The organism is Acidovorax sp. GW458-11-26-14-TSB4, assembly GCF_059423865.1.
Genome location: NZ_JBWKYR010000016.1, coordinates 1 through 21,663, shown reverse-complemented (window position 1 = coordinate 21,663; position 21,663 = coordinate 1). Strand labels below are relative to the sequence as shown.

The window sequence follows — 21,663 nt, the reverse complement described above, 5'->3', positions numbered from 1 at the left end:
TTGAGGAACGAGTTGACTGTTGCACCACATACCGGCCAGATTGTAGAAAGCCCCGCGGTCCCGGCCGCCGGGCAAAGCCCTCGGACCTGGCTCTGGCACAGTGAGGACGACACCGCCGCCTTCGCGCAGGCGCTGTCCGCCCAGCCGCAGCTGCTGGCCCAGGCCTTCCTCACCCTGCACGGCGACCTGGGCGCGGGCAAGACCACCCTGGTACGCCACCTGCTGCGCGCCCTGGGCGTGCAGGGCCGCATCAAGAGCCCCACCTACGCCGTGGTGGAGCCGCACGAGGCCCCGGGCCTGGCACCGCACGCCACCACCGTCTGGCACTTCGACTTCTATCGCTTCGACGATCCGCGCGAGTGGGAAGACGCCGGATTCAGGGACATTTTTGCCAACCCGGGCCTCAAGGTGGCAGAATGGCCGGAAAAGGCCGCAGCGCTCACCCCGCCTGCCGACCTTGCTATACACATTGAAGCAATTGACGACACCGAAAGGCAAGTGACCGTGCACGCCAATACCGCCGCCGGCCAACGGCTGCTGCAAGGACTCTGAACGAATGACGCTGCCCTCCCACCCGGCGCCCCGCCCACCGTCCCGCCGCAGCCTGCTGCAGGCGGGCAGCCTGGTGCTGTTGCTGGGTACGCAGGAAATTGTCCGCGGCGCCACCATCCTGGCGGTGCGCGTCTGGCCCGCACCCGAATACACGCGCGTGACCATCGAGTCCGATGGCAAGCTCACGGCCAAGCAGTTCTTCGTGACCACGCCGCCGCGCCTGGCGGTGGACATCGAAGGCATCGACCTGAGCCCCGAGCTGCGCGAGCTGGTGGCCAAGGTCAAGCCCGACGACCCCAACATCGCCGGCATCCGCGTGGGGCAGAACGCGCCCAACGTGGTGCGCCTGGTGGTGGACCTGAAACAGCCAGCCATGCCCCAGGTGTTCACCCTGCCCCCGGTGGCCGCCTACCAGCACCGCCTGGTGTTCGACCTGTACCCGGCTGCGCCGGTGGACCCGCTGGAGGCCCTGATCGCCGAGCGCTTGCGCGAGACCTCGGGTGGCCGCGCTCCCGCCGCCGCGGTTGCAGCCGCCCCCACGCGCCCTCCGGTCCCCACGCCAGCGCCCCCCTCGGCCGAGAGCGACCCGCTGGGCGACCTGATTGCCCAGCACGCCAACCGGCCGCCCCCCCAGGCGCCGGTCGCGCCGCCCGACCCGGCGCCTGCACCACCCGCCGTCGCGGCCGCACCGCCGGCCCGGGGCGGGGGCAACAACAAGGCCACGGCGACGCAGACCGACCGCATCATCATCGTCGCGCTGGACCCCGGCCACGGCGGCGAGGACCCCGGCGCCATCGGCCCCGGCGGCACGCGCGAGAAGGACGTGGTGCTGCGTGTGGCCCACCTGCTGCGCGACCGCATCAACGCCACCACCGTGGGCGGCAACCCGATGCGCGCATTCCTCACGCGCGATGGCGACTTCTTCGTGCCTCTGGGCACGCGCGTCGAGAAGGCACGCCGCGTGCAGGCCGACCTGTTCGTGAGCATCCACGCCGATGCCTTCACCACGCCGGCGGCGCGCGGCGCCAGCGTTTTTGCGCTGAGCCAGAGCGGCGCTTCGAGCACGGCCGCGCGCTGGCTGGCCAACAAGGAGAACCAGGCCGACCTGGTGGGCGGCCTGAACGTGCAGAGCCAGGACCGCCACGTGCAGCGCATGCTGCTGGACATGAGCACCACGGCGCAGATCAACGACAGCCTGAAGCTCGGCAGTGTGCTGCTGGGCGAGATCGGCAACATGGCCAAGCTGCACAAGCCGCGCGTGGAACAGGCCGGTTTTGCCGTGCTCAAGGCGCCCGACATCCCGAGCGTGCTGGTGGAGACCGCCTTCATCAGCAACCCCGAGGAAGAGGCCAAGCTGCGCAGCCCCGCCTACCAGGTGCAACTGGCCGATGCACTGATGCGCGGCATCACGCGCTACTTTGCCAAGAACCCACCGCTGGCACGCAGCCGCTCGGTATAACCGGTGTAGGCCGGCACGCCCTCCACAGGGGTGTGGCTTGCTTCCTCGGCCCTTCACAGGCACAGTGGGAGCCAACGATCCACGACTCCGGTGAAGGAGAAGAACCATGGCACTGCCCCACGCACAATCCGGCGAAGTGGCCAGCGTGCGCCCCCTGGGCGCGCAACTGGCCGGCGCCACCACCTCGGCCATCCTCAAGGCCGGCCAGTTGGAAGTGATGCGCGTGGTGCTGCCCGCAGGCAAGGCCATGCGCGAGCACCAGACCCCGGGCGAAGCCACTGTGCAATGCCTGGAGGGCGCGGTGGAGTTCCATGCCGGCGAATCGGTGCAACTGCTGCAGCCCGGTGACTTCGTGCACCTGGCACCGCGCTCGCCGCACGCGCTCAAGGCCGTCAAGGATTCGTCGCTGCTGCTGACGATCTGCCTGCTTCCGGGATGATCCCAGGGGCTACGCCAGGCGAAATACGCTGACGATCTCCGCCAGGCGCGCGGCCTGGTGCTTGAGGCTGTCGGCCGCGGCGGCGCTCTGCTCTACCAGCGCGGCATTCTGCTGTGTCACCTGGTCGAGCTGGGTCACGGCCTCGCCGACCTGGCCGATGCCGATGGTCTGCTCGCCCGTGGCGCTGGAGATCTCGGCGATCAGTTCGTTCACGCGCTTGACCTGGTTGACGATGTCTTCCATGCTGGAGCCCGCATCGGCCACGAGCCGGGTGCCGTTGTCCACGCGTTCGGCGCTGGCACCGATCAAGCCCTTGATCTCCTTGGCCGCCTCGGCGCTGCGGCCGGCCAGGCTGCGCACCTCGCTGGCCACCACGGCAAAGCCCCGGCCCTGCTCGCCGGCGCGGGCTGCTTCCACGGCTGCATTCAGCGCCAGGATGTTGGTCTGGAAGGCGATGCCATCGATCACGCCGATGATGTCGGTGATCTTCTTCGACGCGGCCGAGATGTCCTGCATGGTGGCCACGACCTGGCCCACCACCTCGCCCCCCTTGACCGCCGCCTGCGACGCGGTGCCGGCCAGCGCGGCCGCCTTGCGCGCAGTGTCGGCATTGTTCTTCACGGTGCTGGTGATCTCTTCCATCGAGGCGGCCGTTTCCTCCAGGTTGCTCGCCTGCTCCTCGGTGCGCTGGCTCAGGTCGGCGTTGCCCATGGCGATCTCGCTGGAGCCCGTGGCGATGGAGTCGCTGCTCTGGCGCACCGCACCCACGATGCGCACCAGCGAGGTCTGCATGTGCTGCATGGCCTGCATCATCTCGGCCACCTCGCCACGGCCCTGCACGGCGATGTGCTGCGACAGGTCGCCCTCGCCGATGTTGCGCGCCACCACCGCCACCCCATGCAACGAAGCGCGGATGCGCCGCACCACCACCCAGGACAGCAGCATCAGCAGCGCCAGACCCGCCACGCCAGCCACCAGCACCGTGGTCCGGTACGAGCGGATCAGGCCCGCCGCTTCGGCAGCCTGGTCGGCCGAGCGCTGGACCTGGTAGGCCACCATCTTGTCGGCCACCGCGTTGTACTGGTTGACCACCGGGACGAAGGTGGACAGGGCGAACGCCTTGGCGGCCGCCATGTCGCCCGCCTTCTTGAGGGCCAGGGCCTTGTCGCGTGTTTCCAGGTAGGGCTTGCGCACCGTGGCCAATTCTTCCTGGATGCGCAGCCCCTCGGGGCTGCTCTCCAGTTCGGTGTAGCGCTTTTGCACCTGCGAGGTATCGGCCGTGGTCGCCGCGATCAGATCCTTGAAGAAGTTCTGCAGGTCGTCGCCCTCGGACTGCACGACCGAGAACACGCGCGTGGAATTGACCGCGATGTTGCTGCGCCAGCGCAGCGCCAGTTGCAGGCGCTCCACCTGCTCGCTGGCCAGGTGGTCCACCGTGGCGCCCAGGTGCTGCACGCGCACCAGGCTGAGCGCCAGCACGACGATGAGCACGGCAGCCGCCAGGGCCACCACCAGGCCGATCTGCTGGGCCACGGTCAGTTGTCCCCCCGAGGTGCTGTTGTCGCTGCGGGGTGATGGAAGTGCAAGGGTGGTCATGGTGTGTCTCCGTGTCTTTTTTATTGCCCCGCCTGCGGCGCAAGCTGCGGCTGGAACGAACACAGCATAACCCTCCCAAGGCACCGTTCACCATCAGCAAGTGCTTCGCACCACGATTTGCCGGGACAGGGCGCCCGGACAGGGTCCTACAGCCGCTGCCCCCGCGTACCTACACCGCAAAAACGGCTGGCGCGGGACATTAGAGGCACAGGTCGAAACCCTGCTGCCTCCGGGCTTCAGAGCCTCAAGGCCTGATCCACCAACCGCAAAGGACTCTTGCCATGACCACCACGCTCCGTACACTTCTTGTCGCCGCATCCGCCACCGCCGCACTGGCCATGGGTGGTTGCGCCTCCAACCCCACCAACGCTCAAGTCGGTACCGGCGTCGGTGCCGTGGTCGGCGGTGCCGCCGGTAACGCCATCTTCGGCGGCCCTGTGGGTACCATCGGCGGCGCTGCGGCCGGTGCCCTGGTGGGCCACGAAATCGGCGAGGACCGCGACCAACGCCGCTATCGCCGTTAAGCCGCACTCATCGCCGCCTCACCGCGGCCATGAAAAAAGCGCCGCCATCTCGCGATGGGCGGCGCTTTGCCATTCGGGCCCGCGGGGTCAGGCCAGGGCCTTGGCCTTGCGCCCGGCGCGCCAGGCACCGAAGATGGCGATGAGGCCGGGGATGAAGATCATGGCCCAGATGATCTTGTCCAGGTTTTCCTTGACCCAGGCGAAGTTGCCGAAGAAGTAGCCCGCCGTGGCGATGCCCAGCACCCACAGCAGCGCGCCGCCCACGTTGTAGGCCGTGAACTTGGCGCGCGACATCTCAGCCACGCCGGCCACGAAGGGGGCGAAGGTGCGGATGAAGGGCATGAAGCGCGCGATCACGATGGTGATGCCGCCATAGCGCTCGTAGAAGGCATGCGCCTGGTCGAAGGCGCGGCGGTTGAACCAGCGTGAGTTCTCCCACTGGAACACCTTGGGCCCGAAGTAGCGGCCGATGGAGTAGTTGCACTGGTCGCCCAGGATGGCCGCCACGATGAGCACCGTGCAGGCCAGGGGAAAGTTCATGAGCCCCGCACCGCACAGCGCGCCGACGATGAACATCAGCGAATCCCCGGGCAGGAAGGGCATGACGACCACGCCGGTCTCGACGAAGACGATGACGAACAGCAGTGCATAGACCCAGGGCCCGTAGTTCTGCACGAACATCTCGAGGTACTTGTCCACGTGCAGGATGAAGTCGATCAGGAAAGTGAAGAGTTCCATGGGTCAGGGCGGTTGAAAGCAGCGCGCATTATCCCCATGGGACATTTGCCAGCGCCGCCAATCCCCCACGCGAGCGCACCCTAAAATGCCCTGGTGAGCTCCATCCCCCTTCCCACCTCCACCGCTGGCACCCTCCCTGCCCGCCGCCCGATCCGCGACCTGCCCGACGAACTGATCAGCCAGATCGCCGCCGGCGAGGTGGTCGAGCGCCCCGCCTCCGTGGTGCGCGAGCTGGTGGACAACGCCCTGGATGCCGGCGCCAGCCAGATCACCGTGCGCCTGTCGGCCGGTGGCGTGCGCCTGATCACGGTGGAGGACGATGGTGGCGGCATTCCGCAGGACGAGTTGCCCGTGGCCCTGCGCCGCCACGCCACGAGCAAGATCACCAACCTCACCGACCTGGAGACGGTGGCCACCATGGGCTTTCGCGGCGAGGCCCTGGCCGCCGTGGCCTCGGTGTCCGAGATGTCGCTGCTGTCGCGCCCGGCCAGCCAGGCCACGGCCTTCCTGCTCGACGCGCGCAGCGGCGAGTTGCGCCCTGCGGCCCGCGCCACGGGCACCACGGTGGAGGTCAAGGAACTGTTCTTCTCCACCCCGGCGCGGCGCAAGTTTTTGAAGACCGACGCCACCGAACTCGCGCACTGCATCGAGTCCGTGCGCCGCCATGCGCTGGCGCGGCCCGATGTGGGCTTTGCCATCTGGCACGATGGCAAGCTGGTGGAGCAGTGGCGCGCCACCTTCGTTCCCGGCCAGGGCGATGCGCAGGATGCGCTGGCGCGCCGCCTGTCCGATGTGTTGGGCGAGGATTTCGTCACCGAATCGGTGGCCGTGCACCACCGCGCGGGCCCGGTCACCGTGACCGGCCGCGCCGGCCTGCCCGATGCCGCACGCTCGCGCGCCGACCACCAGTACTGCTATGTGAACGGCCGCTTCGTGCGCGACAAGGTGCTCACCCACGCGGCCCGCAGCGCCTACGAAGACGTGCTGCACGGCCACAAGCAACCGGTGTATGCGCTGTACGTGGAGATCGACCCTGCGCGCGTGGACGTGAACGTGCACCCGACCAAGATCGAGGTGCGCTTTCGCGACAGCCGCGAGGTGCACCAGGCCGTGCGCCATGCGGTGGAGAATGCGCTGGCCGCACCGCGCGCCGCCGCGCTGGCCGCTGCAGCCCTGGCTGCAGAAACGCCCCCTGCGGCCACCGAACCGGCCCCCTTCACCCTGGCCAGGTCGCCGCTGCCCGACTGGCGCGCCCAGTCGGCCATGCGTTTTGACGAGCCCGTGGGCAACAAGGTATCGGACCTGCAGGCCCTGTGGGGGCCGGCTTCCGCGCCGGCGCCGGCCGCAGCGGCCACCTGGGGGGCAAGCACCGCACCCGTGGACGCCCGGAGCACCGACGGCACGGTGGCCACGCAGGTCGCCTATGCCCCGGTGGTGCCGCCTGCACCGGCCATTCAGCGCAGCGCGGGCGATGCGCCCCTGCCCACCGGCCGCGACGGCCAGGAAATCGCCTGGCCCCTGGGCCGCGCGGTGGCCCAGATCCATGGCGTCTACATCCTGGCCGAGAACGCCCAGGGCATGGTCATCGTGGACATGCATGCCGCGCACGAGCGCATCGTCTATGAGCGCCTCAAGTCCCAGGTGGACAGCGGCGCGCGCATCGCCAGCCAGCCCCTCTTGATCCCCGCCACCTTCGCGGCCACGCCCGAAGAGGTGGCCACGGCCGAGGCCTCGGTGGAGGTGCTGGACATGCTGGGCCTGGAGGTCGTGCCCTTCTCGCCCAAGACCCTGGCTGTGCGCGCCGTGCCCACCACGCTGGCCCAGGGCGACCCGGTGGAACTGGCGCGCAGCGTGCTGGCCGAGCTGGCCGCGCACGACGCCACCACGGTGGTACAGCGCGCACGCAACGAGATCCTGGGCACCATGGCCTGCCATGGCGCGGTGCGCGCCAACCGCCGGCTCACCCTCGACGAGATGAACGCCCTGCTGCGCCAGATGGAGACCACGGACCGCTCCGACCAGTGCAACCATGGCCGCCCCACCTGGCGCCAGCTGTCCATGCGCGAACTGGACGCGCTGTTCCTGCGCGGGCGCTGAACCGTACCAGTCTCCTGCGGACGAGGGCCTTGCCTGTGCACCGTCACAGGACGGCGCTATGCTGAGAACCCCTGCCACGGAGTGCCTGTTGCAGCACATCCCCAGCCAACTTCCCATGCTCCTCGAACGTTCCCCCTCGTCCCCCATGGCGACCTCCTCCACACCCAGGTGGCTGGGCGCCGCAGTGGCTTTGGCGGTGGCGCTGCCAGCCCAGGCAGGCCGCCCGATGAGCGTGGACGATGCGGGCGTGGCAGACACCGGGCAAGGCCAACTGGAGGCCTGGTGGGAAGGTGCCCGTGGAGCTCGGGGCACCAGCTACCTGGCCCCGGCCTATTCGCCGTGGCAAGGGATGGAGCTGGGTGCGGTACTGGCCCGTGACCACGGGGCCCGGACCACCCTGCACGGCCTGCAGGCCAAATGGCTGTGGAGCCCGTCCCGGGACGAAGGCTGCAACGCGGCCAGCAGCGTCGGCGTGGTGCACACCCGCCACACGGCCCACAACACCCTGGCGCTGACCCTGGTAGGCACCTGCGCCACCCCGTGGGGGGCCTTGCACGCCAACCTGGGCGCCCTGCGCATGCCCGAACGGCACTGGGCCCCCGCCTGGGGATTTGCCGTGGAACGCGCCTTCGGCCCCGTCACCGTGCACGCCGAAGCCTTCGGCCAGCGCGGCAGCGCCCCCACCTTCCAGACCGGCGCCCGCTGGGAATGGACGCCCCAGTGGCAAGTCGATGGCAGCATCGGGCGGCAGCAGGGCCGCACGCTGCTGAGCGCGGGTATCCGGCGCGGCTTCTGAGACGGCTTTCCGGCTGAAAAAGAAATCGGCCCCAAGGGGGCCGAAAGCGATCGCAAGGAGCAACGCCGAAAAAACTGGCGCTGCCAAAGGCCAGCGCTCCCGCGCAAGGGCCGCCCCCGCCGCGCTGGGAGCGCCCCCCCTTTGGGGGGGGATGGCGCGCAGCGCCTCAGGGGGGCTCAATGATCGCGAGCGGCTTTTGCCTGGTCGGGGAAGTCGCTGAACAGGCCGTCCACGCCCAGGTTGAAGAACAGCTTGTACTCGGCCTTGGGGTCGCCCTTGAAGTCCGATGCGAGCTGCTTGGGCTCGCTGCGGAAGGTATAGGGGTGCACGAACAGGCCTTCGGCATGCGCGTTCTTCACCACGTCGGTGGGGGGCATCATCACGCGGTCGCGGTTGTCGATGATGCCGTCGCCGTTCAGGTCGTCGGCCTTGCCGTCGTTGTTGGCGTCCACCTGCTTCGATGGGATCAGATAAGGCTTCCAGGGGCCGATGCCGTCGGCGTAGGTCTTCACTTCCTTCAGGCCGGCCGGGGTCAGCAGGCTGGCGAAGGTGCGGGCATCGCCGGCCACGGCGAAGTCGTACGGCTTGTCGTACGGAGCCACCAGCGACATGCTGCCGTCGGCCTTCACGTCGTCGGCGTCCACCAGCTGCACCAGGCGCACCTGGGACTTGCTGCGCAGGTACTTGAGGTTCGCGACCTCGAAGGACTGGATGATGACCGGCGAGTTCTTGGCCGTGTAGCCGTTCTTGGCCAGGATGGCCAGCAGGCGGTCTTCAAGCGCCAGGTTCAGGCCCACGTGGTAGGTGGGGTGCTTGGTCTCGGTGTACACGCCCACCGTGCGGCCGGCCTTGGCGCCTTCGGTCTTGGCCAGTTCGATGATCTCCTCGTAGGTGGGGATCTGGAACTTGCCATTGTTCGACTGGTCGCGGTCCGCCATGGGCTGGACGGCGCGCAGGGTCTTGATCTCGGCCAGGGTGAAGTCGCTGGCGAACCAGCCTTGTTCCTTGACGCCGTCCACGGTCTTCTCGGTCTTGCGGCTGGCGAACTCGGGGCGCTGCGAGACGTCGGTGGTGGCCGTGATATTGGGCTCGTGGCGCGCGATCAGCACGCCGTCCTTGGTGGCGACGAGGTCGGGTTCGACGAAGTCGGCACCCAGCTCGATGGCGCGGCGGTAGCTCTCCAGCGTGTGCTCGGGCAGGTAGCCGCTGGCACCGCGGTGGCCGACCACCAGGGGCGTCGCGCCGTTGAGCGTGGGGTACTTGGACTCGTCGTCACCACCGCAGGCGGTGAGCGCCAGGGCAGCCAACACGGCCAGGGGAACGGCCTTCGAACCATTGATGTGCATTCGTCTTCTCCTCGTTTGTGAATTGGAATCGCCGAACTGTGGGGTCGGCGTGTGACATGTACATGACGCCCCAAAAGCGGGAATTAATCCTGCGACACATCACCCTAACGCATCAATTTGGTGCAATACAGGCGTCATAATCCCCACGATCGTGCATTGGAATGCATGGGTCCATGCTTTTTTGACATAAGCCGGGTCCGGGCCTTTGCCGGGCCGTTTTCCATCCTTTGTTGACTGAAGAAAGCCTTTTTCCGACATGAAGTACGACTCCGCAGGCAGTTTCCTGGCGCAGGTAGCGCAACGCAACCCCCATCAACCCGAGTTCTTGCAGGCCGTTACAGAAGTCACGGAAAGTCTCTGGCCCTTCATCCAGAAGCACCCGCGTTATGCCGAACATGGCCTGCTGGACCGCCTGGTGGAACCCGAGCGCGTGGTGATGTTCCGCGTCTCCTGGGTGGACGACCATGGCAGCGTGCAGGTGAACCGCGGTTACCGCATCCAGCACAGCATGGCCATCGGCCCGTACAAAGGGGGCCTGCGCTTTCACCCCTCGGTGAACCTGTCGGTGCTCAAGTTCCTGGCGTTCGAGCAGACCTTCAAGAACGCGCTGACCACCCTGCCCATGGGCGGCGGCAAGGGCGGCTCGGACTTCGACCCCAAGGGCAAGAGCCCCGGCGAGGTGATGCGCTTCTGCCAGGCTTTTGTCTCTGAGCTGTTCCGCCACGTGGGGGCGGACACGGACGTGCCGGCCGGTGACATCGGCGTGGGCGGGCGCGAGGTGGGCTTCATGGCCGGCATGATGAAGAAGCTCAGCAACCGGGCGGACTGCGTGTTCACGGGCAAGGGCCTGTCCTTCGGCGGCTCGCTGATCCGCCCCGAAGCCACCGGCTACGGCACGGTGTACTTCGCAGCCGAGATGCTCAAGCAGCGCGGCCACAGCTTCGACGGCCTGCGCGTGTCGGTGTCCGGCTCGGGCAACGTGGCGCAGTACGCGGTGGAAAAGGCGATGGAACTCGGGGCCAAGGTGGTCACGGTGTCCGACTCCAGCGGCACCATCATCGACGAAGAGGGTTTCACGACCGAGAAGCTGGCCATCCTGATGGACGTGAAGAACCACCACTACGGCCGCGTGGCCGACTACGCCGCACGCACGGGTGCGAAGTTCGAGGCCGGCAAGCGCCCCTGGCATGTGCCGGTGGACGTGGCCCTGCCCTGCGCCACGCAGAACGAACTCGATGCCGACGACGCAGCCGTGCTGATCCGAAACGGCGTGGTCTGTGTGGCCGAGGGTGCCAACATGCCTTCGACCATCGAAGCGGCCAAGGCCTTCGAGGCAGCAGGTGTGCTGTATGCGCCCGGCAAGGCCAGCAACGCGGGGGGCGTGGCCACTTCGGGCCTGGAGATGAGCCAGAACGCGGCCCGCCTGTCCTGGCCGCGCGAGGAAGTCGATGCCCGCCTGCTGCAGATCATGCAGGGCATCCACGCCGCCTGCCTGCGCTACGGCCAACGCGCCGATGGCAGCGTGAGCTATGTGGACGGCGCCAACGTAGCGGGCTTCGTGAAGGTGGCCGATGCCATGCTCGCGCAGGGCGTGGTCTGACCGGCAAAAGCAGCCAAAATCCCGCCGAAAGCGGGAAATAGGTAACAAAAGGGAGGCAGGGCCTCCCTTTTGCGTAACAGGCACGTTGTATGCATCGAAAAGCAGAACTTTCCTACACGCACGCGACTCAGTTCCTGCCATGAAGCGTACCGCCCTCCTGCTTTCCCTGGCCCTGGCCCTGGCGGTCAGTGCCGGCTGCTCGACCCTGGATGCCAAGCAGCGCGAATGGATCTTCCAGCCCAGCAACCGCAGTTGGGGCAGCACGGGCATCACCGAGGGCATGCAGGACGTGTGGATCGACTTCGAATCCCGCACCACGGCCAAGGCCGAGCGCCTGCACGGGCTGTGGATGCCCGCCGAGCGCGCCGATGCGCCGGTGCTGCTGTACCTGCATGGTGCGCGCTGGAACGTGGCCGGCTCGTCCCCGCGCATCCGGCGCATGCAGGCACTGGGATTCTCGGTGCTGGCCATCGACTACCGCGGCTTCGGCCAGAGCAGCGCCGGCCTGCCCTCGGAGGCCATGGCCGCCGAGGATGCACGCGCCGCCTGGGACTGGCTGGCCGCGCGCCATCCCACGGCACCACGCTACCTCTTCGGCCACTCGCTGGGCGGCGCCATCGCCATCGACCTGGCGCGCGAGGTCAAGGACGAGAAGGGCGTGATGGTGGAGGGCACCTTCACCAGCATTGCCGAAGTGATCAGCACCTTCAAGTGGGGCTGGCTGCCGGTGTCGGCGCTGATCACCCAGCGCTTCGAGTCGGTGCGCAAGGTGGCCGAGATCGGCTCGCCCCTGCTGGTGGTGCACGGCAGCAAGGACAGCCTGATCGCCCCCACGCTGGGGCGCAAACTCTACGACGCTGCCCAGGAGCCCAAGCGCTTCGTGCTGGTGGAGGGTGGTTCGCACCACAACACCAACGACGTCGGCATGGACCTCTACCGCGAGGCCCTGGTCTCGCTGTTCCGGCTCTCGCCCCCCGGTTACGAGGGCGACCCCGCGCCCATCGTGGGCCTCAACGCCGAACGGCCTGCGCCAGCGCCGACCACGCCTTGAGCGTGAGCGCATGCGTGGCCGCCGCGCTGGCCACGGGGTGCGAGGAGAGCTTGACGACCACCATCTCCGCGGCCGGGTTCACGTGGACCATCTGCCCGTGGATGCCGGAGGCCTCGTAGGCGCCATCGGCGTTGTGCAGCACCCACCACTGGTTGCGGTAGCTGTAGCCGGGCCGAGCGGTCTGGATGCCGCGGAACTGGAACTTCGTGCGATCGCCGCCCTTGGCCGTGTCGTCGATCACGGCCTTGTCGAAGACCTTCTGGCCGTTGAAGGTACCGCCCTGGCGCAGCATTTCGCCAAAGCGCGCCAGATCGCGCGCCGTGGCGTTCAGGCCAGCGCCCTGCAGCGGCGTGCCCACGCTGTCCACCATCACGTGGGCGTCCTCCTCCATGCCCAGCTTTTGCCAGATGTTCTCGCCCATGAGCTCGGCCCAGTGCCTGCCCGTGGCGCGCGAGACGATCCAGCCCAGCACTTCGGAATGCACGGTGCGGTAGACAAAACCCTCGCCGTGCTCGCCCTCCTTCTTCAGGGTCTTGAGGAAGTCGTAGATGGTGGTGGGCCCCTGGTAGCCCGGCGGGCGCGGCAGCATGCCACTGGCCCAGCTGTAGCCGAATATCTCGGTGGTGGGGTCGGTGTAGACCTCGCGGAAACGCACGGCCCCGGTCATGTCCATGACCTCGCGCACCTTCATGTCGCCCCAGGCCGAATCGGCCAGCTCGGGCACGTACTTGGTGACCAGCGCGTCGGGGTCGATCCTGCCCTCATGCGCGAGCTGCGCGGCCATCAAGCCGGTGAAGGACTTGGTGACCGAAAACAACAGGTGCGGCGTCCAGGGCTTCATCTGGTTGTCGTAGCGCTCGTAGACCACCTTGCCCTTGTGCAGCACGACGATGGCATCCGTGTAGGTGCGGGTGAGCCACTGGTCCACCGTGATGGGCTGGTCCTTGTCATCCTCAAACGAGAACGCACCCAGCGGGCGCGGATCGGCCGGCAGGGCCGATGCGGGGGCTGCACCCCGGCGGATGTTGCGCGTGGGCTGCAGCTCGCGCAGGTGCTGAAGCGCCCAGCGCATCTGCGGGTACTTGTAGGAGTTGCTCAGGTCCACGCGCTGGGCACCTTCGGGCGGGAAGGTGCCCATGTAGCCGAGCTTGTCGAGCGTGACCGATTCGGGCGGTGGCAGGGCCGGGGCCGCTGGGGCCTGAGCGTGCGCGCCAGCCGCGAGGACGCCTCCCAGCACCAGCGCCAGTGCCGCACGGGCCAGGGAGGTCGGCAGGCTCGGTGAGCGGGAAGGCAGTATCCGGGCCAGGCGGCCGGGGTTGCAGTGGTGGTGCATGCGCTTGTCTCCTGTTGTTGTGGTGGTGCTGCGGGCGCCGCGCCAGGCGCCGCAATGCACTGTAGGGCGGCCCTTGGCGTCCCAATGTCGTGCAGGCGACGTGAAGCCGCCATACCCGGGTTTCCCCGCCCCTTCTGGTACGCTCGGACAGATATGTCCGCTCCTTCTGCCACCGCCGGCCGCATGGCCGCGCCTGCTGCCATCGCACCGGCGCTCGCCATCCTGATCCTGGCCGCGCTGCTGAGCATCCAGCCCGTCACCACCGACCTGTACCTGCCGGCACTGCCGGCACTCACACGCAGCCTGGGCGCGCCCGTGTCCGCGGCCCAGCTCACGCTCAGCGGCCTGCTGCTGGCCTTCGGCTCTTCGCAGCTGGTCTGGGGCCCGCTGTCGGACCGCTTCGGCCGCCGCCCCATCCTGCTGGTGGGGCTGTCCATCTACACCGTGGCATCCATCGGCAGCGCGCTGGCGCCCAGCATGTCGCTGCTGATCGTGTGGCGCATCGCCCAGGGCGCGGCCATGGGCTCGGTGGTGATGTGCGCACGCGCCATCGTGCGCGACCTGTACACCCCGCTGGAGGGCGCGCGTGCCATGTCCAAGGCGCTCACCGGCCTGGGCTTCGTGGCCTGCATCTGCGCACCGCTGGGCGGCCTGTTGGCCGAGTGGCTGGGCTGGCGTGCCTCGCTCTCAGCCCTCACGGTGTATGCCGTGGCCACGCTGGCCCTGGTGGCCTTGCGCCTGCCCGAGACCCTGGTGCACCGCAACCCGCGTGCGCTGCAGCCCGGGACCCTGCTGGCCACCTGGCTGCACGTGCTGCGCACCCCGACCTTCTGGGCCTTCTCGCTGCAGACCACGGCCACCTACGGCGGGCTGTTCACCTTTCTCGCGTCCTCGTCGTTCGTGTTCATCGACATGCTCGGCCTGTCGCGCACGCAGTACGGCGGGGCCATGGCATCGGCCTGCGTAGCCTATTTCGCGGGCACCTTTCTTTGCCGCAGGCTGCTGGCGCGCTTTGGACTCAAGCGCTCCGTGGCCATCGCGGGCGGCCTGAGCCTGGCGGGCGGCACGCTGATGGCGCTGGTCGCCTTCCTGGGCTGGCACCATCCCGTGGCCCTGCTGCTGCCGTTTTCGCTGTTCATGCTGGCCCATGGCATCCACCAGCCCTGTGGGCAGAGCGGCGCCGTGGGCCCGTTCCCGCAGGCCGCCGGCGTGGCCTCGGCGCTCAATGGCTTCATGATGATGCTGGCGGCCTTCGGCATCGGCGCCTGGTTGGGCCTGCGCCTGGATGGCACGGTGTGGCCGCTGGTCAACGGCATCTGGTTCTGGTCGGTGGTGCTGGCCCTGCTGTCGTGGACGCTGGTGCAGAAATTCGGAGACCCGGGTGAACGCGCCTGAGCACCTTCCAGCCATCGCGCTGGCCGGCCCCACCGCCTCGGGCAAGACCGCTGGCGCCCTGGCGCTGGCCGCCGTGCTGGCGCCGCGCATTCCGGTGGAGATCATCAGCGTGGACTCGGCCCTGGTCTACCGCGGTATGGACATCGGCACCGCCAAGCCTGCGGCGAACGAACTGGCCGCCGTGCCGCACCACCTGATCGACATCCGCGACCCGCTGCAGGCCTACAGCGCAGCCGAGTTCGTGCAGGACGCCACGCGCCTCATCGCCGACATCCGCGCACGCGGCGCGCTGCCGCTACTGGTGGGCGGCACGATGCTGTACTTCAAGGCGCTGTTCGATGGCATCGACGACATGCCCGCGGCCGACCCTGCTGTGCGCGAGCGGCTCGAAGCCCAGGCCGCCGAGCAGGGCTGGCCCGCGCTGCATGCCGAACTCGCGCGTGTGGACCCGGCCACCGCCGCGCGCCTGGCCCCGGCCGACAGCCAGCGCATCCAGCGCGCGCTGGAGGTCTGGCATGTCTCTGGCAAACCGCTGTCGAGTTTTCACGCAGCCAAGGACCGGGCCCCCAGCGCAGCTGCTGCCAGCACGGCCCTGTTCAGCCTGGAACCCGATGACCGCGCCTGGCTGCACGCCCGCATCGCCCAGCGCTTCGATGCCATGCTGCAGGCCGGCTTCCTGGACGAAGTGAAGGCCCTGCGCGCACGCGGCGACCTGCACCCCGACCTGCCGTCCATGCGCTGCGTGGGCTACCGCCAGGCCTGGGAGAGCCTGGACGGCAGCTTCTCCATGGACAGCCTGCGCGAACGCGGCATCGCCGCCACGCGCCAGCTGGCCAAGCGCCAGATCACCTGGCTGCGCAGCATGCCCGCGCGCCAGGCCATTGCCTGCGACCGGTCCGATGCCACGGCCGCACTGGTGCACGCCGTGCTGGCACGGCTGGATGCCGCCGCGCCATGACCGCGCCCCTCAGCGTCAGAGGCCTGGGCAAGCACTATGGCGAGGCCACGGTGTTCGCTGGCGTCGACTTTACCGTGCAGCCCGGCGAGTTTGTGGCCATCGTGGGCGACTCGGGCGTGGGCAAGTCCACGCTGCTCAACTGCCTGGCGGGCCTGGATACCTGGGACACCGGGCGCATCACGCACGGCAGCACCGATCTGGGCACACTGGACGACACGGCGCGCGCGCTGTGGCGGCGTGCGCAGGTGGGCTTCGTGTTCCAGGCCTTCCATGTGCTGCCGCACCTGGACGTGGCGCAGAACGTGGCCCTGCCGCTGATGTTGCTCGGCCAGAACGAACCCGCGCGCGTGCTGCAGATGCTCACGGCCGTGGGGCTCGAAGGCCTGGGCGCGCGCCTGCCCCAGCAGCTCAGCGGCGGCCAGCTGCAGCGGGTGGCCATTGCCCGCGCCCTGGTGCACCGCCCTGCCCTGTTGCTGGCCGACGAGCCCACCGGTAACCTCGACCCCACCACCGCCGCCCGCGTGATGGACCTGCTGCTCGCGCAGACGCGCGGGCACGGCGCCTCGCTGGTGCTGGTCACGCACTCGGACGCGGCGGCCGCACGCGCCGACCGGGTGTTGCGCCTCACCAGCGGCGGCATCGGCGCGGGCTGAATATGCCCCGCGCCATGTTTGCCCTGCTGCGCACCTTTTCCTGGCAGGACCTGCGCCACCACCCCTGGCGCAGCTTGGCGGCCATGGCGGCGGTGATGCTGGGGGTGGCGCTGGCGTTTGCGGTGCATGTGATCAATGCCTCGGCGCTGGACGAGTTCTCGCAGGCGGTGCGCGCCGTCAACGGCCAGCCCGACCTGGAGCTGCGGGCCATGCAGGGCAGCCTGGACGAAGCGCTTTATGAGCGCCTGGCGACGCACCCCCAGGTGGCGCGTGCCAGCCCGGTGCTGGAGCTGTCGGCCGTGGCGGCGCCGGCCGGTGCCTTGGGCGCGCAGGCCGCGCGCGTGCCGCTGCGCGTGCTGGGGGCCGATGCGCTGCTGCTGCCGGCCGTGGCGCCGGCGCTCATGCCGCGCGCCTGGCCGCAGGCGGACCGGTTTGCACTTTTTTCACCGGCCACCGTGTTCCTGAACCCCTCGGCCTTGCAGGCGCTGGGCCTGTCCATGGCCCCCACCGACGCTGCAGCGCCTTTGCCGCAGATCACGCTGCACACGGGTCAGCAGCGCCTGCCGGTGCGTGTGGCGGGCACGGTGGGCGCAGGCGGCGCGCCGCTGGCGGTGATGGACATCGGCGCCGCGCAGGACCTGTTCGGGCGCGCCGGACAACTGAGCCGCATCGATCTGCAACTGCAGACCGGCACCGACCGCCAGGCGTTTGCACAGAGCCTGCGCGCCCTGCCCGGCTGGCCCGCCCAGGCCCTGCTGGCCGAGCCGGGCGATGCAGCGCAGCGCATCAGCAACCTGTCGCGCGCCTACCGCGTCAACCTTACGGTGCTGGCGCTGGTGGCGCTGTTCACGGGGGCCTTCCTGGTGTTCTCGGTGCTGGCGCTCAGCGTGGCGCAGCGCGGGCCGCAGTTCGCGCTGCTGGCCGTGCTGGGGGCCACGCCGCGCCAGCGCCTGGCCCTGGTGCTGACCGAATCGGCCGTGCTGGGCCTGGTGGGCAGCGTGGCGGGCATCGCGCTGGGCACGGGCCTGGCCGCCACGGCACTGCGACTGCTGGGTGGGGACCTGGGGGGCGGCTATTTCGCGGGCGTGCAGCCGGCGCTGCAGTGGAGCGCCCCAGCGGCCGCCATCTACGGGGCGCTGGGCATCGCCGCCGCACTGGCCGGTGGCTGGTGGCCCGCACGTTCCGCACAGACCCTGCCCCCGGCGCAAACCTTGAAAGGCCTGGGCAGTGCCAGCGCCCGGGCCGACCGGGGCACGGTGGGCCTGGCCCTGGTGGCCGCTGGGGCGGTGCTGTCGTTTGCGCCGCCCGTGGCCGGCATTCCGCTGGCCGCCTATGGCGCCATTGCCCTGCTGCTGGTCGGCGGCATCGCCCTGCTGCCGCGCGGCATGGCGGCGCTGCTGGCGCGGCTGCAGCCCCTGGCCGCCCGGCATGCCCTGCCCCTGCTGGCGCTGGAGCGTGCGCGCCGCATGCGCGGCAGCGCCGCCATTGCCGTGGGCGGGGTGGTGGCCAGCCTGAGCCTGGCCGTGGCGCTGACGGTGATGGTGTCGAGCTTTCGCGGCTCGGTCGCGCAGTGGCTCGATGGGGTGCTGCCCTCGCCGCTCTACGTGCGCTCGGCCCTGGGCGGGCCGGGCAGCGAAGCCGCCCTGCTGCCCGCCGGCTTTGCCGAGGCCGTGGCCGCTTTGCCCGGCATCGAGCGGGTGCAGCCGCTGCGCGCCAGCGCGCTGCAGCTCGACCCCTCGCGCCCCGCGCTCATGCTGATCAGCCGCCCGCTGGGCGCCGACCCGGCGCGCCAGTTGCCATTGGTGGGCACGGCCCTGCCGGTGCCTGCGGGCAGCATCGGCATCTACATCAGCGAGGCCGTGGTGGACCTGTATGGACTGGCCCCGGGCATGCAATGGGATGGACTGTCGCGGGCCTTCGGCACCCCGGCCGAAGCCCCGCGCTTTTTCATCGCCGGGGTCTGGCGCGACTATGCGCGCCAGTCGGGCGCGGTGGCGCTGGACCGCTCAGACTACCTGCTTCTCACGGGCGATGCGCGTACCAGCGACCTGGCGCTGTGGCCGCGCGAGGGGGCCGACCTGGCCGCGCTGCAGCAGGCCATCCGCGATCTGGCAGCGGCCCGAGGCGCAGGCGAGCTGCCGTTGGAATTCATGTCCGCCACCGCGATCCGCGAGCGCTCGCTGCACATCTTTGACCGCAGCTTCGCGGTCACCTACTGGCTGCAGGCGGTGGCCATCGGCATCGGGCTGTTCGGCGTGGCGGCGAGCTTCAGCGCCCAGGTGCTGGCGCGGCGCAAGGAGTTCGGGCTGCTCGCGCACCTGGGCCTCACACGGCGCCAGATCCTGGGCGTGGTCGCGGCCGAGGGCGCGGCCTGGACCGGCGTGGGCGCGCTCGCCGGCGTGCTGCTGGGTCTGGCCGTGTCGGTGGTGCTGGTGCATGTGGTGAACCCGCAGAGCTTTCACTGGACCATGGACCTGCGCGTCCCCGGCTGGCGCCTGGCGGTGCTGTGCGCGGCCGTGGTGGTCTCGGGCACGGTGACGGCCTGGCTGGCTGGGCGCGCGGCGGCCGGGCGCGATGCGGTGATGGCCGTGAAGGAAGACTGGTAAGCCCTGTGCGGCAGCGGTATGCACTGCGAGACAATCCCCCCATGACCGCTGTCCACAAGACCCATCCCCCTTCCGTGCAGGCCGGCACCTGGCTGCACAACGCCGTCGCGCGCATCGAAGCCGACTACCAGCGCAGCGCCGACACGCACCTCATTCCACTGCGTCTGCCGTCCTATGCCGCGCACGGCATCGACCTGTACCTCAAGGACGAGTCCACCCATCCCACGGGCAGCCTGAAGCACCGGCTGGCACGCTCGCTGTTCCTGTATGCGCTGTGCAATGGCTGGATCAGCGAGGGCTCGACCGTGGTCGAATCGTCGAGCGGCTCCACTGCCGTGAGCGAGGCCTATTTCGCGCGCCTGCTGGGCCTGCCCTTCGTGGCCGTGATGCCGCGCAGCACCTCGCCCGAGAAGATTGCGCAGATCGAGTTCCACGGCGGGCGCTGCCACTTGGTGGAGAGCGCCGGTCAGGTGTACGCCGAGGCCCGCGCCATCGCCGAGCAGACCGGCGGCCACTACATGGACCAGTTCACGTACGCCGAGCGCGCCACCGACTGGCGCGGCAACAACAATATCGCCGAAAGCATGTTCACCCAGATGGCGCGCGAGCCGCACCCCGTGCCGCGCTGGATCGTGGTGGGTGCGGGCACGGGCGGCACCAGCGCCACCATCGGCCGCTACCTGCGCTACATGCAGCACACCACCGAGGTCTGCGTGGCCGACCCGGCCGGCTCGGTGTTCAGCGCCTACCACCGCACGGGCGATGCCACGCTGACCGCGCCCGGCTCGCGCATCGAAGGCATCGGCCGCCCGCGCGTGGAACCGAGCTTCATCCGCACCCTGGTGGAGCGCATGGAGGAAGTGGCCGACGTGGAGTCTGTGGCCGCCATGCATGCACTGTCGCAGTTGCTCGGGCGGCGCGTGGGGCCCTCCACCGGCACCAACTTCGTGGCCATGCTCAGGTTGGCGAGCGAGATGCGCGCGCGTGGCGAGCAGGGCTCCATCCTCTCGCTGCTGTGCGATGCGGGCGAGCGCTATTTGCCCACCTACTTCAACGCGGAATGGGTGGCCACGAACTTCGGCGACTGCACCGAGGCCCAGCGCAAGGTGCGGACCTTGATGGATTGACGTGAGCAATACTACGCCCGCAATGCCAGCCGCCTTCTCGCGCCGCAGCGCACTCATGCTGGGCATGGCGGGCGCGACCGGCTGGCACGGCATGGCCCATGCCCTGCCCCCTCGCGTGCTGGCATTTCCGCGCGACCATGGCAGTCACCCCGGGCTGCGCACCGAGTGGTGGTACATCACCGGCCATGCGCGGGCGGGCGCACAGGACTGGGGCTTCCAGGTCACGTTTTTCCGCTCGCGCGTGGATGCTGCACAGGGCATCCAATCGGCCTTCGCTGCGAAGCAACTGCTGTTCGCCCATGCGGCACTGACCGACCTGCAGGGCCGCAGACTGCACCACGACCAGCGCATCGCGCGCGCAGGCTTTGGCGTAGCCCAGGCCAGCGAGGCCGACACAGCGATCCGCCTGCAGGACTGGAGCCTGGTGCGCAGCGATCTGCCCGATGGCCCAGGCGGCCGCTACACCACCCGTATCCAGGGCGAGCACTTTGGCCTGCAACTGCAGTTCGGCGCCACCCAGCCGCTGCTGCTGCAGGGCCGCGAAGGCCTGTCACGCAAGGGCCCCGAGAGCACCCAGGCCAGCTACTACTACAGCCAGCCGCAGCTGGCAGTCAGTGGTGCCATCGTGCTCGATGGCAAGCGCTTGGCCATCGATCCCGGCAGCGGCCGCGCCTGGATGGACCATGAGTGGAGCGAGGCGCTGATGCACCCCGAGGCGCGGGGCTGGGACTGGATCGGAATGAACCTGCTCGATGGCAGCGCGCTCACGGCGTTTCGGCTGCGGCGTGCGGATGGGTCGGCGTTGTGGGCGGGCGGTTCCTTCCGCCCGCCAGGGCAAGTTGCTGCGCGCATCTTTGGCGCTGGCGAAGTGGTGTTCACTCCCGAGCGAGAGTGGAGCAGTCCACACAGCGGGGCGAAGTATCCGGTGCAGTGGCGGGTGCAGACGCCGGTGGGTGTTTTCGTTGTGCGCAGTTTGCTGGATGACCAGGAGCTGGACAGCAGTGGGTCTACCGGAGCGATCTACTGGGAGGGCCTGTCGGAGCTGGTGCGGGATGGCCGGGTGGTGGGGAAGGGGTATCTGGAGATGACGGGGTATGCGAAGGCGTTGAAGCTCTAATCGGTGCTCGGTGCTCGGTGCTCGGTGCTCGGTGCTCGGTGCTCGGTGCTCGGTGCTCGGTGCTCGGTGCTCACAGCATGCCTCGGTTGAGGGCGGGAGCCGGGATGCGCGCCCGGCGGCGCACCTACCTTCTTTTGCTTCGTCAAAAGAAGGTAGGCCAAGAAAAGACGACCCCGCTGCCCGTGTCCCCCTCGCCGGCGGCGAGGGGGCAGCCTGCGATGCTCGGTCCTGGGGTGACGCCGAAGAACTCCCTGCGCTGCCTCTGCGAGGCAGCTC

18 protein-coding genes are annotated in these 21,663 nt (G+C 69.3%); 14 read left to right on the top strand and 4 right to left on the bottom strand.

Annotation, left to right across the window (positions count from 1 at the left end; all coding sequences use genetic code 11):
- The first annotated feature begins 12 nt into the window (after nt 1-12).
- The 3 genes from tsaE to AC07X5_RS24695 all read left to right on the top strand — a co-directional run bounded on the left by tsaE (nt 13) and on the right by AC07X5_RS24695 (nt 2,450).
- On the top strand, nt 13-552 hold the full coding sequence (tsaE, locus tag AC07X5_RS24705; RefSeq protein WP_494772270.1) for a tRNA (adenosine(37)-N6)-threonylcarbamoyltransferase complex ATPase subunit type 1 TsaE: 540 nt from the start codon (nt 13-15) through the stop codon (nt 550-552).
- A 4-nt stretch (nt 553-556) separates the two neighbouring features.
- Nucleotides 557-2,011 (top strand): N-acetylmuramoyl-L-alanine amidase, encoded by a 1,455-nt coding sequence (locus AC07X5_RS24700; protein ID WP_494772269.1) that lies wholly within the window; start codon nt 557-559, stop codon nt 2,009-2,011.
- 106 nt (nt 2,012-2,117) lie between these two features.
- Nucleotides 2,118-2,450, top strand: coding sequence for a cupin domain-containing protein (locus tag AC07X5_RS24695; RefSeq protein ID WP_494772268.1), 333 nt, complete (start codon nt 2,118-2,120; stop codon nt 2,448-2,450).
- Between the two features lie 9 nt (nt 2,451-2,459).
- Here the strand turns inward: AC07X5_RS24695 and AC07X5_RS24690 are convergent, their stop codons facing one another.
- Complete coding sequence (locus AC07X5_RS24690; protein ID WP_494772267.1) at nt 2,460-4,046, bottom strand: methyl-accepting chemotaxis protein; 1,587 nt, start codon at nt 4,044-4,046, stop codon at nt 2,460-2,462.
- A 281-nt stretch (nt 4,047-4,327) separates the two neighbouring features.
- Here AC07X5_RS24690 and AC07X5_RS24685 point away from each other — a divergent pair, with 281 nt between their 5' ends.
- Entirely contained in the window at nt 4,328-4,570 is a 243-nt protein-coding gene (locus AC07X5_RS24685) for a YMGG-like glycine zipper-containing protein (RefSeq protein WP_007856567.1), read from the top strand.
- A gap of 87 nt (nt 4,571-4,657) precedes the next feature.
- Here the strand turns inward: AC07X5_RS24685 and AC07X5_RS24680 are convergent, their stop codons facing one another.
- Nucleotides 4,658-5,308, bottom strand: a complete 651-nt coding sequence (locus tag AC07X5_RS24680; protein WP_494772266.1) for a DedA family protein — start codon at nt 5,306-5,308, stop codon at nt 4,658-4,660.
- 93 nt (nt 5,309-5,401) lie between these two features.
- On the opposite strand from AC07X5_RS24680, the gene mutL reads away from it, so the two are divergent.
- Both mutL and AC07X5_RS24670 read left to right on the top strand, forming a co-directional pair.
- The gene (mutL, locus tag AC07X5_RS24675) at nt 5,402-7,405 is read left to right on the top strand and encodes a DNA mismatch repair endonuclease MutL (RefSeq protein WP_494772265.1); all 2,004 of its coding nucleotides are present in this window, start codon (nt 5,402-5,404) and stop codon (nt 7,403-7,405) included.
- A 145-nt stretch (nt 7,406-7,550) separates the two neighbouring features.
- Nucleotides 7,551-8,201: a PA4824 family protein gene (locus tag AC07X5_RS24670; RefSeq protein ID WP_494772264.1), complete on the top strand. Its 651-nt coding sequence runs from the start codon at nt 7,551-7,553 to the stop codon at nt 8,199-8,201.
- 176 nt (nt 8,202-8,377) lie between these two features.
- Here AC07X5_RS24670 and AC07X5_RS24665 read toward each other — a convergent pair whose 3' ends face one another.
- Nucleotides 8,378-9,547: a glycerophosphodiester phosphodiesterase gene (locus AC07X5_RS24665; RefSeq protein WP_494772263.1), complete on the bottom strand. Its 1,170-nt coding sequence runs from the start codon at nt 9,545-9,547 to the stop codon at nt 8,378-8,380.
- 256 nt (nt 9,548-9,803) lie between these two features.
- Between AC07X5_RS24665 and gdhA the strand changes: the two genes are divergently transcribed.
- Together gdhA and AC07X5_RS24655 are read left to right on the top strand one after the other, a co-directional pair.
- A complete protein-coding gene (gdhA, locus tag AC07X5_RS24660; protein ID WP_409956065.1) occupies nt 9,804-11,147 on the top strand; it encodes an NADP-specific glutamate dehydrogenase in 1,344 nt (447 codons plus the stop codon).
- A gap of 139 nt (nt 11,148-11,286) precedes the next feature.
- Entirely contained in the window at nt 11,287-12,198 is a 912-nt protein-coding gene (locus tag AC07X5_RS24655; protein WP_409956066.1) for an alpha/beta hydrolase, read from the top strand.
- Here AC07X5_RS24655 and AC07X5_RS24650 read toward each other — a convergent pair.
- Nucleotides 12,158-13,531, bottom strand: a complete 1,374-nt coding sequence (locus AC07X5_RS24650; RefSeq protein ID WP_494772262.1) for a serine hydrolase domain-containing protein — start codon at nt 13,529-13,531, stop codon at nt 12,158-12,160. The two genes, AC07X5_RS24655 and AC07X5_RS24650, sit on opposite strands and share 41 nt — an antisense overlap.
- Before the next feature lie 153 nt (nt 13,532-13,684).
- Here AC07X5_RS24650 and AC07X5_RS24645 point away from each other — a divergent pair, with 153 nt between their 5' ends.
- The 6 genes from AC07X5_RS24645 to AC07X5_RS24620 are packed head-to-tail and all read left to right on the top strand — an operon-like array spanning nt 13,685 to nt 21,387.
- Nucleotides 13,685-14,926 (top strand): multidrug effflux MFS transporter, encoded by a 1,242-nt coding sequence (locus AC07X5_RS24645; protein WP_494772261.1) that lies wholly within the window; start codon nt 13,685-13,687, stop codon nt 14,924-14,926.
- Nucleotides 14,913-15,884 carry a tRNA (adenosine(37)-N6)-dimethylallyltransferase MiaA gene (miaA, locus tag AC07X5_RS24640; RefSeq protein WP_494772260.1) on the top strand — a complete coding sequence of 324 codons (972 nt, stop codon included), beginning with the start codon at nt 14,913-14,915 and terminating at the stop codon, nt 15,882-15,884. The genes AC07X5_RS24645 and miaA overlap by 14 nt, the downstream gene beginning before the upstream one ends.
- The gene (locus tag AC07X5_RS24635) at nt 15,881-16,537 is read left to right on the top strand and encodes an ABC transporter ATP-binding protein (RefSeq protein ID WP_494772259.1); all 657 of its coding nucleotides are present in this window, start codon (nt 15,881-15,883) and stop codon (nt 16,535-16,537) included. Before miaA ends, AC07X5_RS24635 begins: the two co-directional genes overlap by 4 nt.
- A gap of 14 nt (nt 16,538-16,551) precedes the next feature.
- Nucleotides 16,552-19,143: an FtsX-like permease family protein gene (locus tag AC07X5_RS24630; protein WP_494772258.1), complete on the top strand. Its 2,592-nt coding sequence runs from the start codon at nt 16,552-16,554 to the stop codon at nt 19,141-19,143.
- A gap of 41 nt (nt 19,144-19,184) precedes the next feature.
- On the top strand, nt 19,185-20,270 hold the full coding sequence (locus AC07X5_RS24625; protein WP_494772257.1) for a PLP-dependent cysteine synthase family protein: 1,086 nt from the start codon (nt 19,185-19,187) through the stop codon (nt 20,268-20,270).
- 22 nt (nt 20,271-20,292) lie between these two features.
- Nucleotides 20,293-21,387, top strand: coding sequence for a lipocalin-like domain-containing protein (locus AC07X5_RS24620; protein ID WP_494772343.1), 1,095 nt, complete (start codon nt 20,293-20,295; stop codon nt 21,385-21,387).
- The last annotated feature ends 276 nt before the right edge of the window (nt 21,388-21,663 follow it).

Excerpts from the sequence above, each read along its gene's own strand:
- AC07X5_RS24665 (WP_494772263.1), bottom strand. The coding sequence starts at position 9,547 with ATGCACATCAATGGTTCGAAGGCCGTTCCCCTGGCCGTGTTGGCTGCC.
- AC07X5_RS24620 (WP_494772343.1), top strand. The coding sequence starts at position 20,293 with ATGCCAGCCGCCTTCTCGCGCCGCAGCGCACTCATGCTGGGCATGGCG.
- AC07X5_RS24650 (WP_494772262.1), bottom strand. The coding sequence starts at position 13,531 with ATGCACCACCACTGCAACCCCGGCCGCCTGGCCCGGATACTGCCTTCC.
- AC07X5_RS24655 (WP_409956066.1), top strand. The coding sequence starts at position 11,287 with ATGAAGCGTACCGCCCTCCTGCTTTCCCTGGCCCTGGCCCTGGCGGTC.
- AC07X5_RS24625 (WP_494772257.1), top strand. The coding sequence starts at position 19,185 with ATGACCGCTGTCCACAAGACCCATCCCCCTTCCGTGCAGGCCGGCACC.
- AC07X5_RS24680 (WP_494772266.1), bottom strand. The coding sequence starts at position 5,308 with ATGGAACTCTTCACTTTCCTGATCGACTTCATCCTGCACGTGGACAAG.
- AC07X5_RS24635 (WP_494772259.1), top strand. The coding sequence starts at position 15,881 with ATGACCGCGCCCCTCAGCGTCAGAGGCCTGGGCAAGCACTATGGCGAG.
- AC07X5_RS24700 (WP_494772269.1), top strand. The coding sequence starts at position 557 with ATGACGCTGCCCTCCCACCCGGCGCCCCGCCCACCGTCCCGCCGCAGC.
- AC07X5_RS24670 (WP_494772264.1), top strand. The coding sequence starts at position 7,551 with ATGGCGACCTCCTCCACACCCAGGTGGCTGGGCGCCGCAGTGGCTTTG.
- AC07X5_RS24645 (WP_494772261.1), top strand. The coding sequence starts at position 13,685 with ATGTCCGCTCCTTCTGCCACCGCCGGCCGCATGGCCGCGCCTGCTGCC.
- AC07X5_RS24695 (WP_494772268.1), top strand. The coding sequence starts at position 2,118 with ATGGCACTGCCCCACGCACAATCCGGCGAAGTGGCCAGCGTGCGCCCC.
- AC07X5_RS24685 (WP_007856567.1), top strand. The coding sequence starts at position 4,328 with ATGACCACCACGCTCCGTACACTTCTTGTCGCCGCATCCGCCACCGCC.
- AC07X5_RS24690 (WP_494772267.1), bottom strand. The coding sequence starts at position 4,046 with ATGACCACCCTTGCACTTCCATCACCCCGCAGCGACAACAGCACCTCG.
- gdhA (WP_409956065.1), top strand. The coding sequence starts at position 9,804 with ATGAAGTACGACTCCGCAGGCAGTTTCCTGGCGCAGGTAGCGCAACGC.
- AC07X5_RS24630 (WP_494772258.1), top strand. The coding sequence starts at position 16,552 with ATGTTTGCCCTGCTGCGCACCTTTTCCTGGCAGGACCTGCGCCACCAC.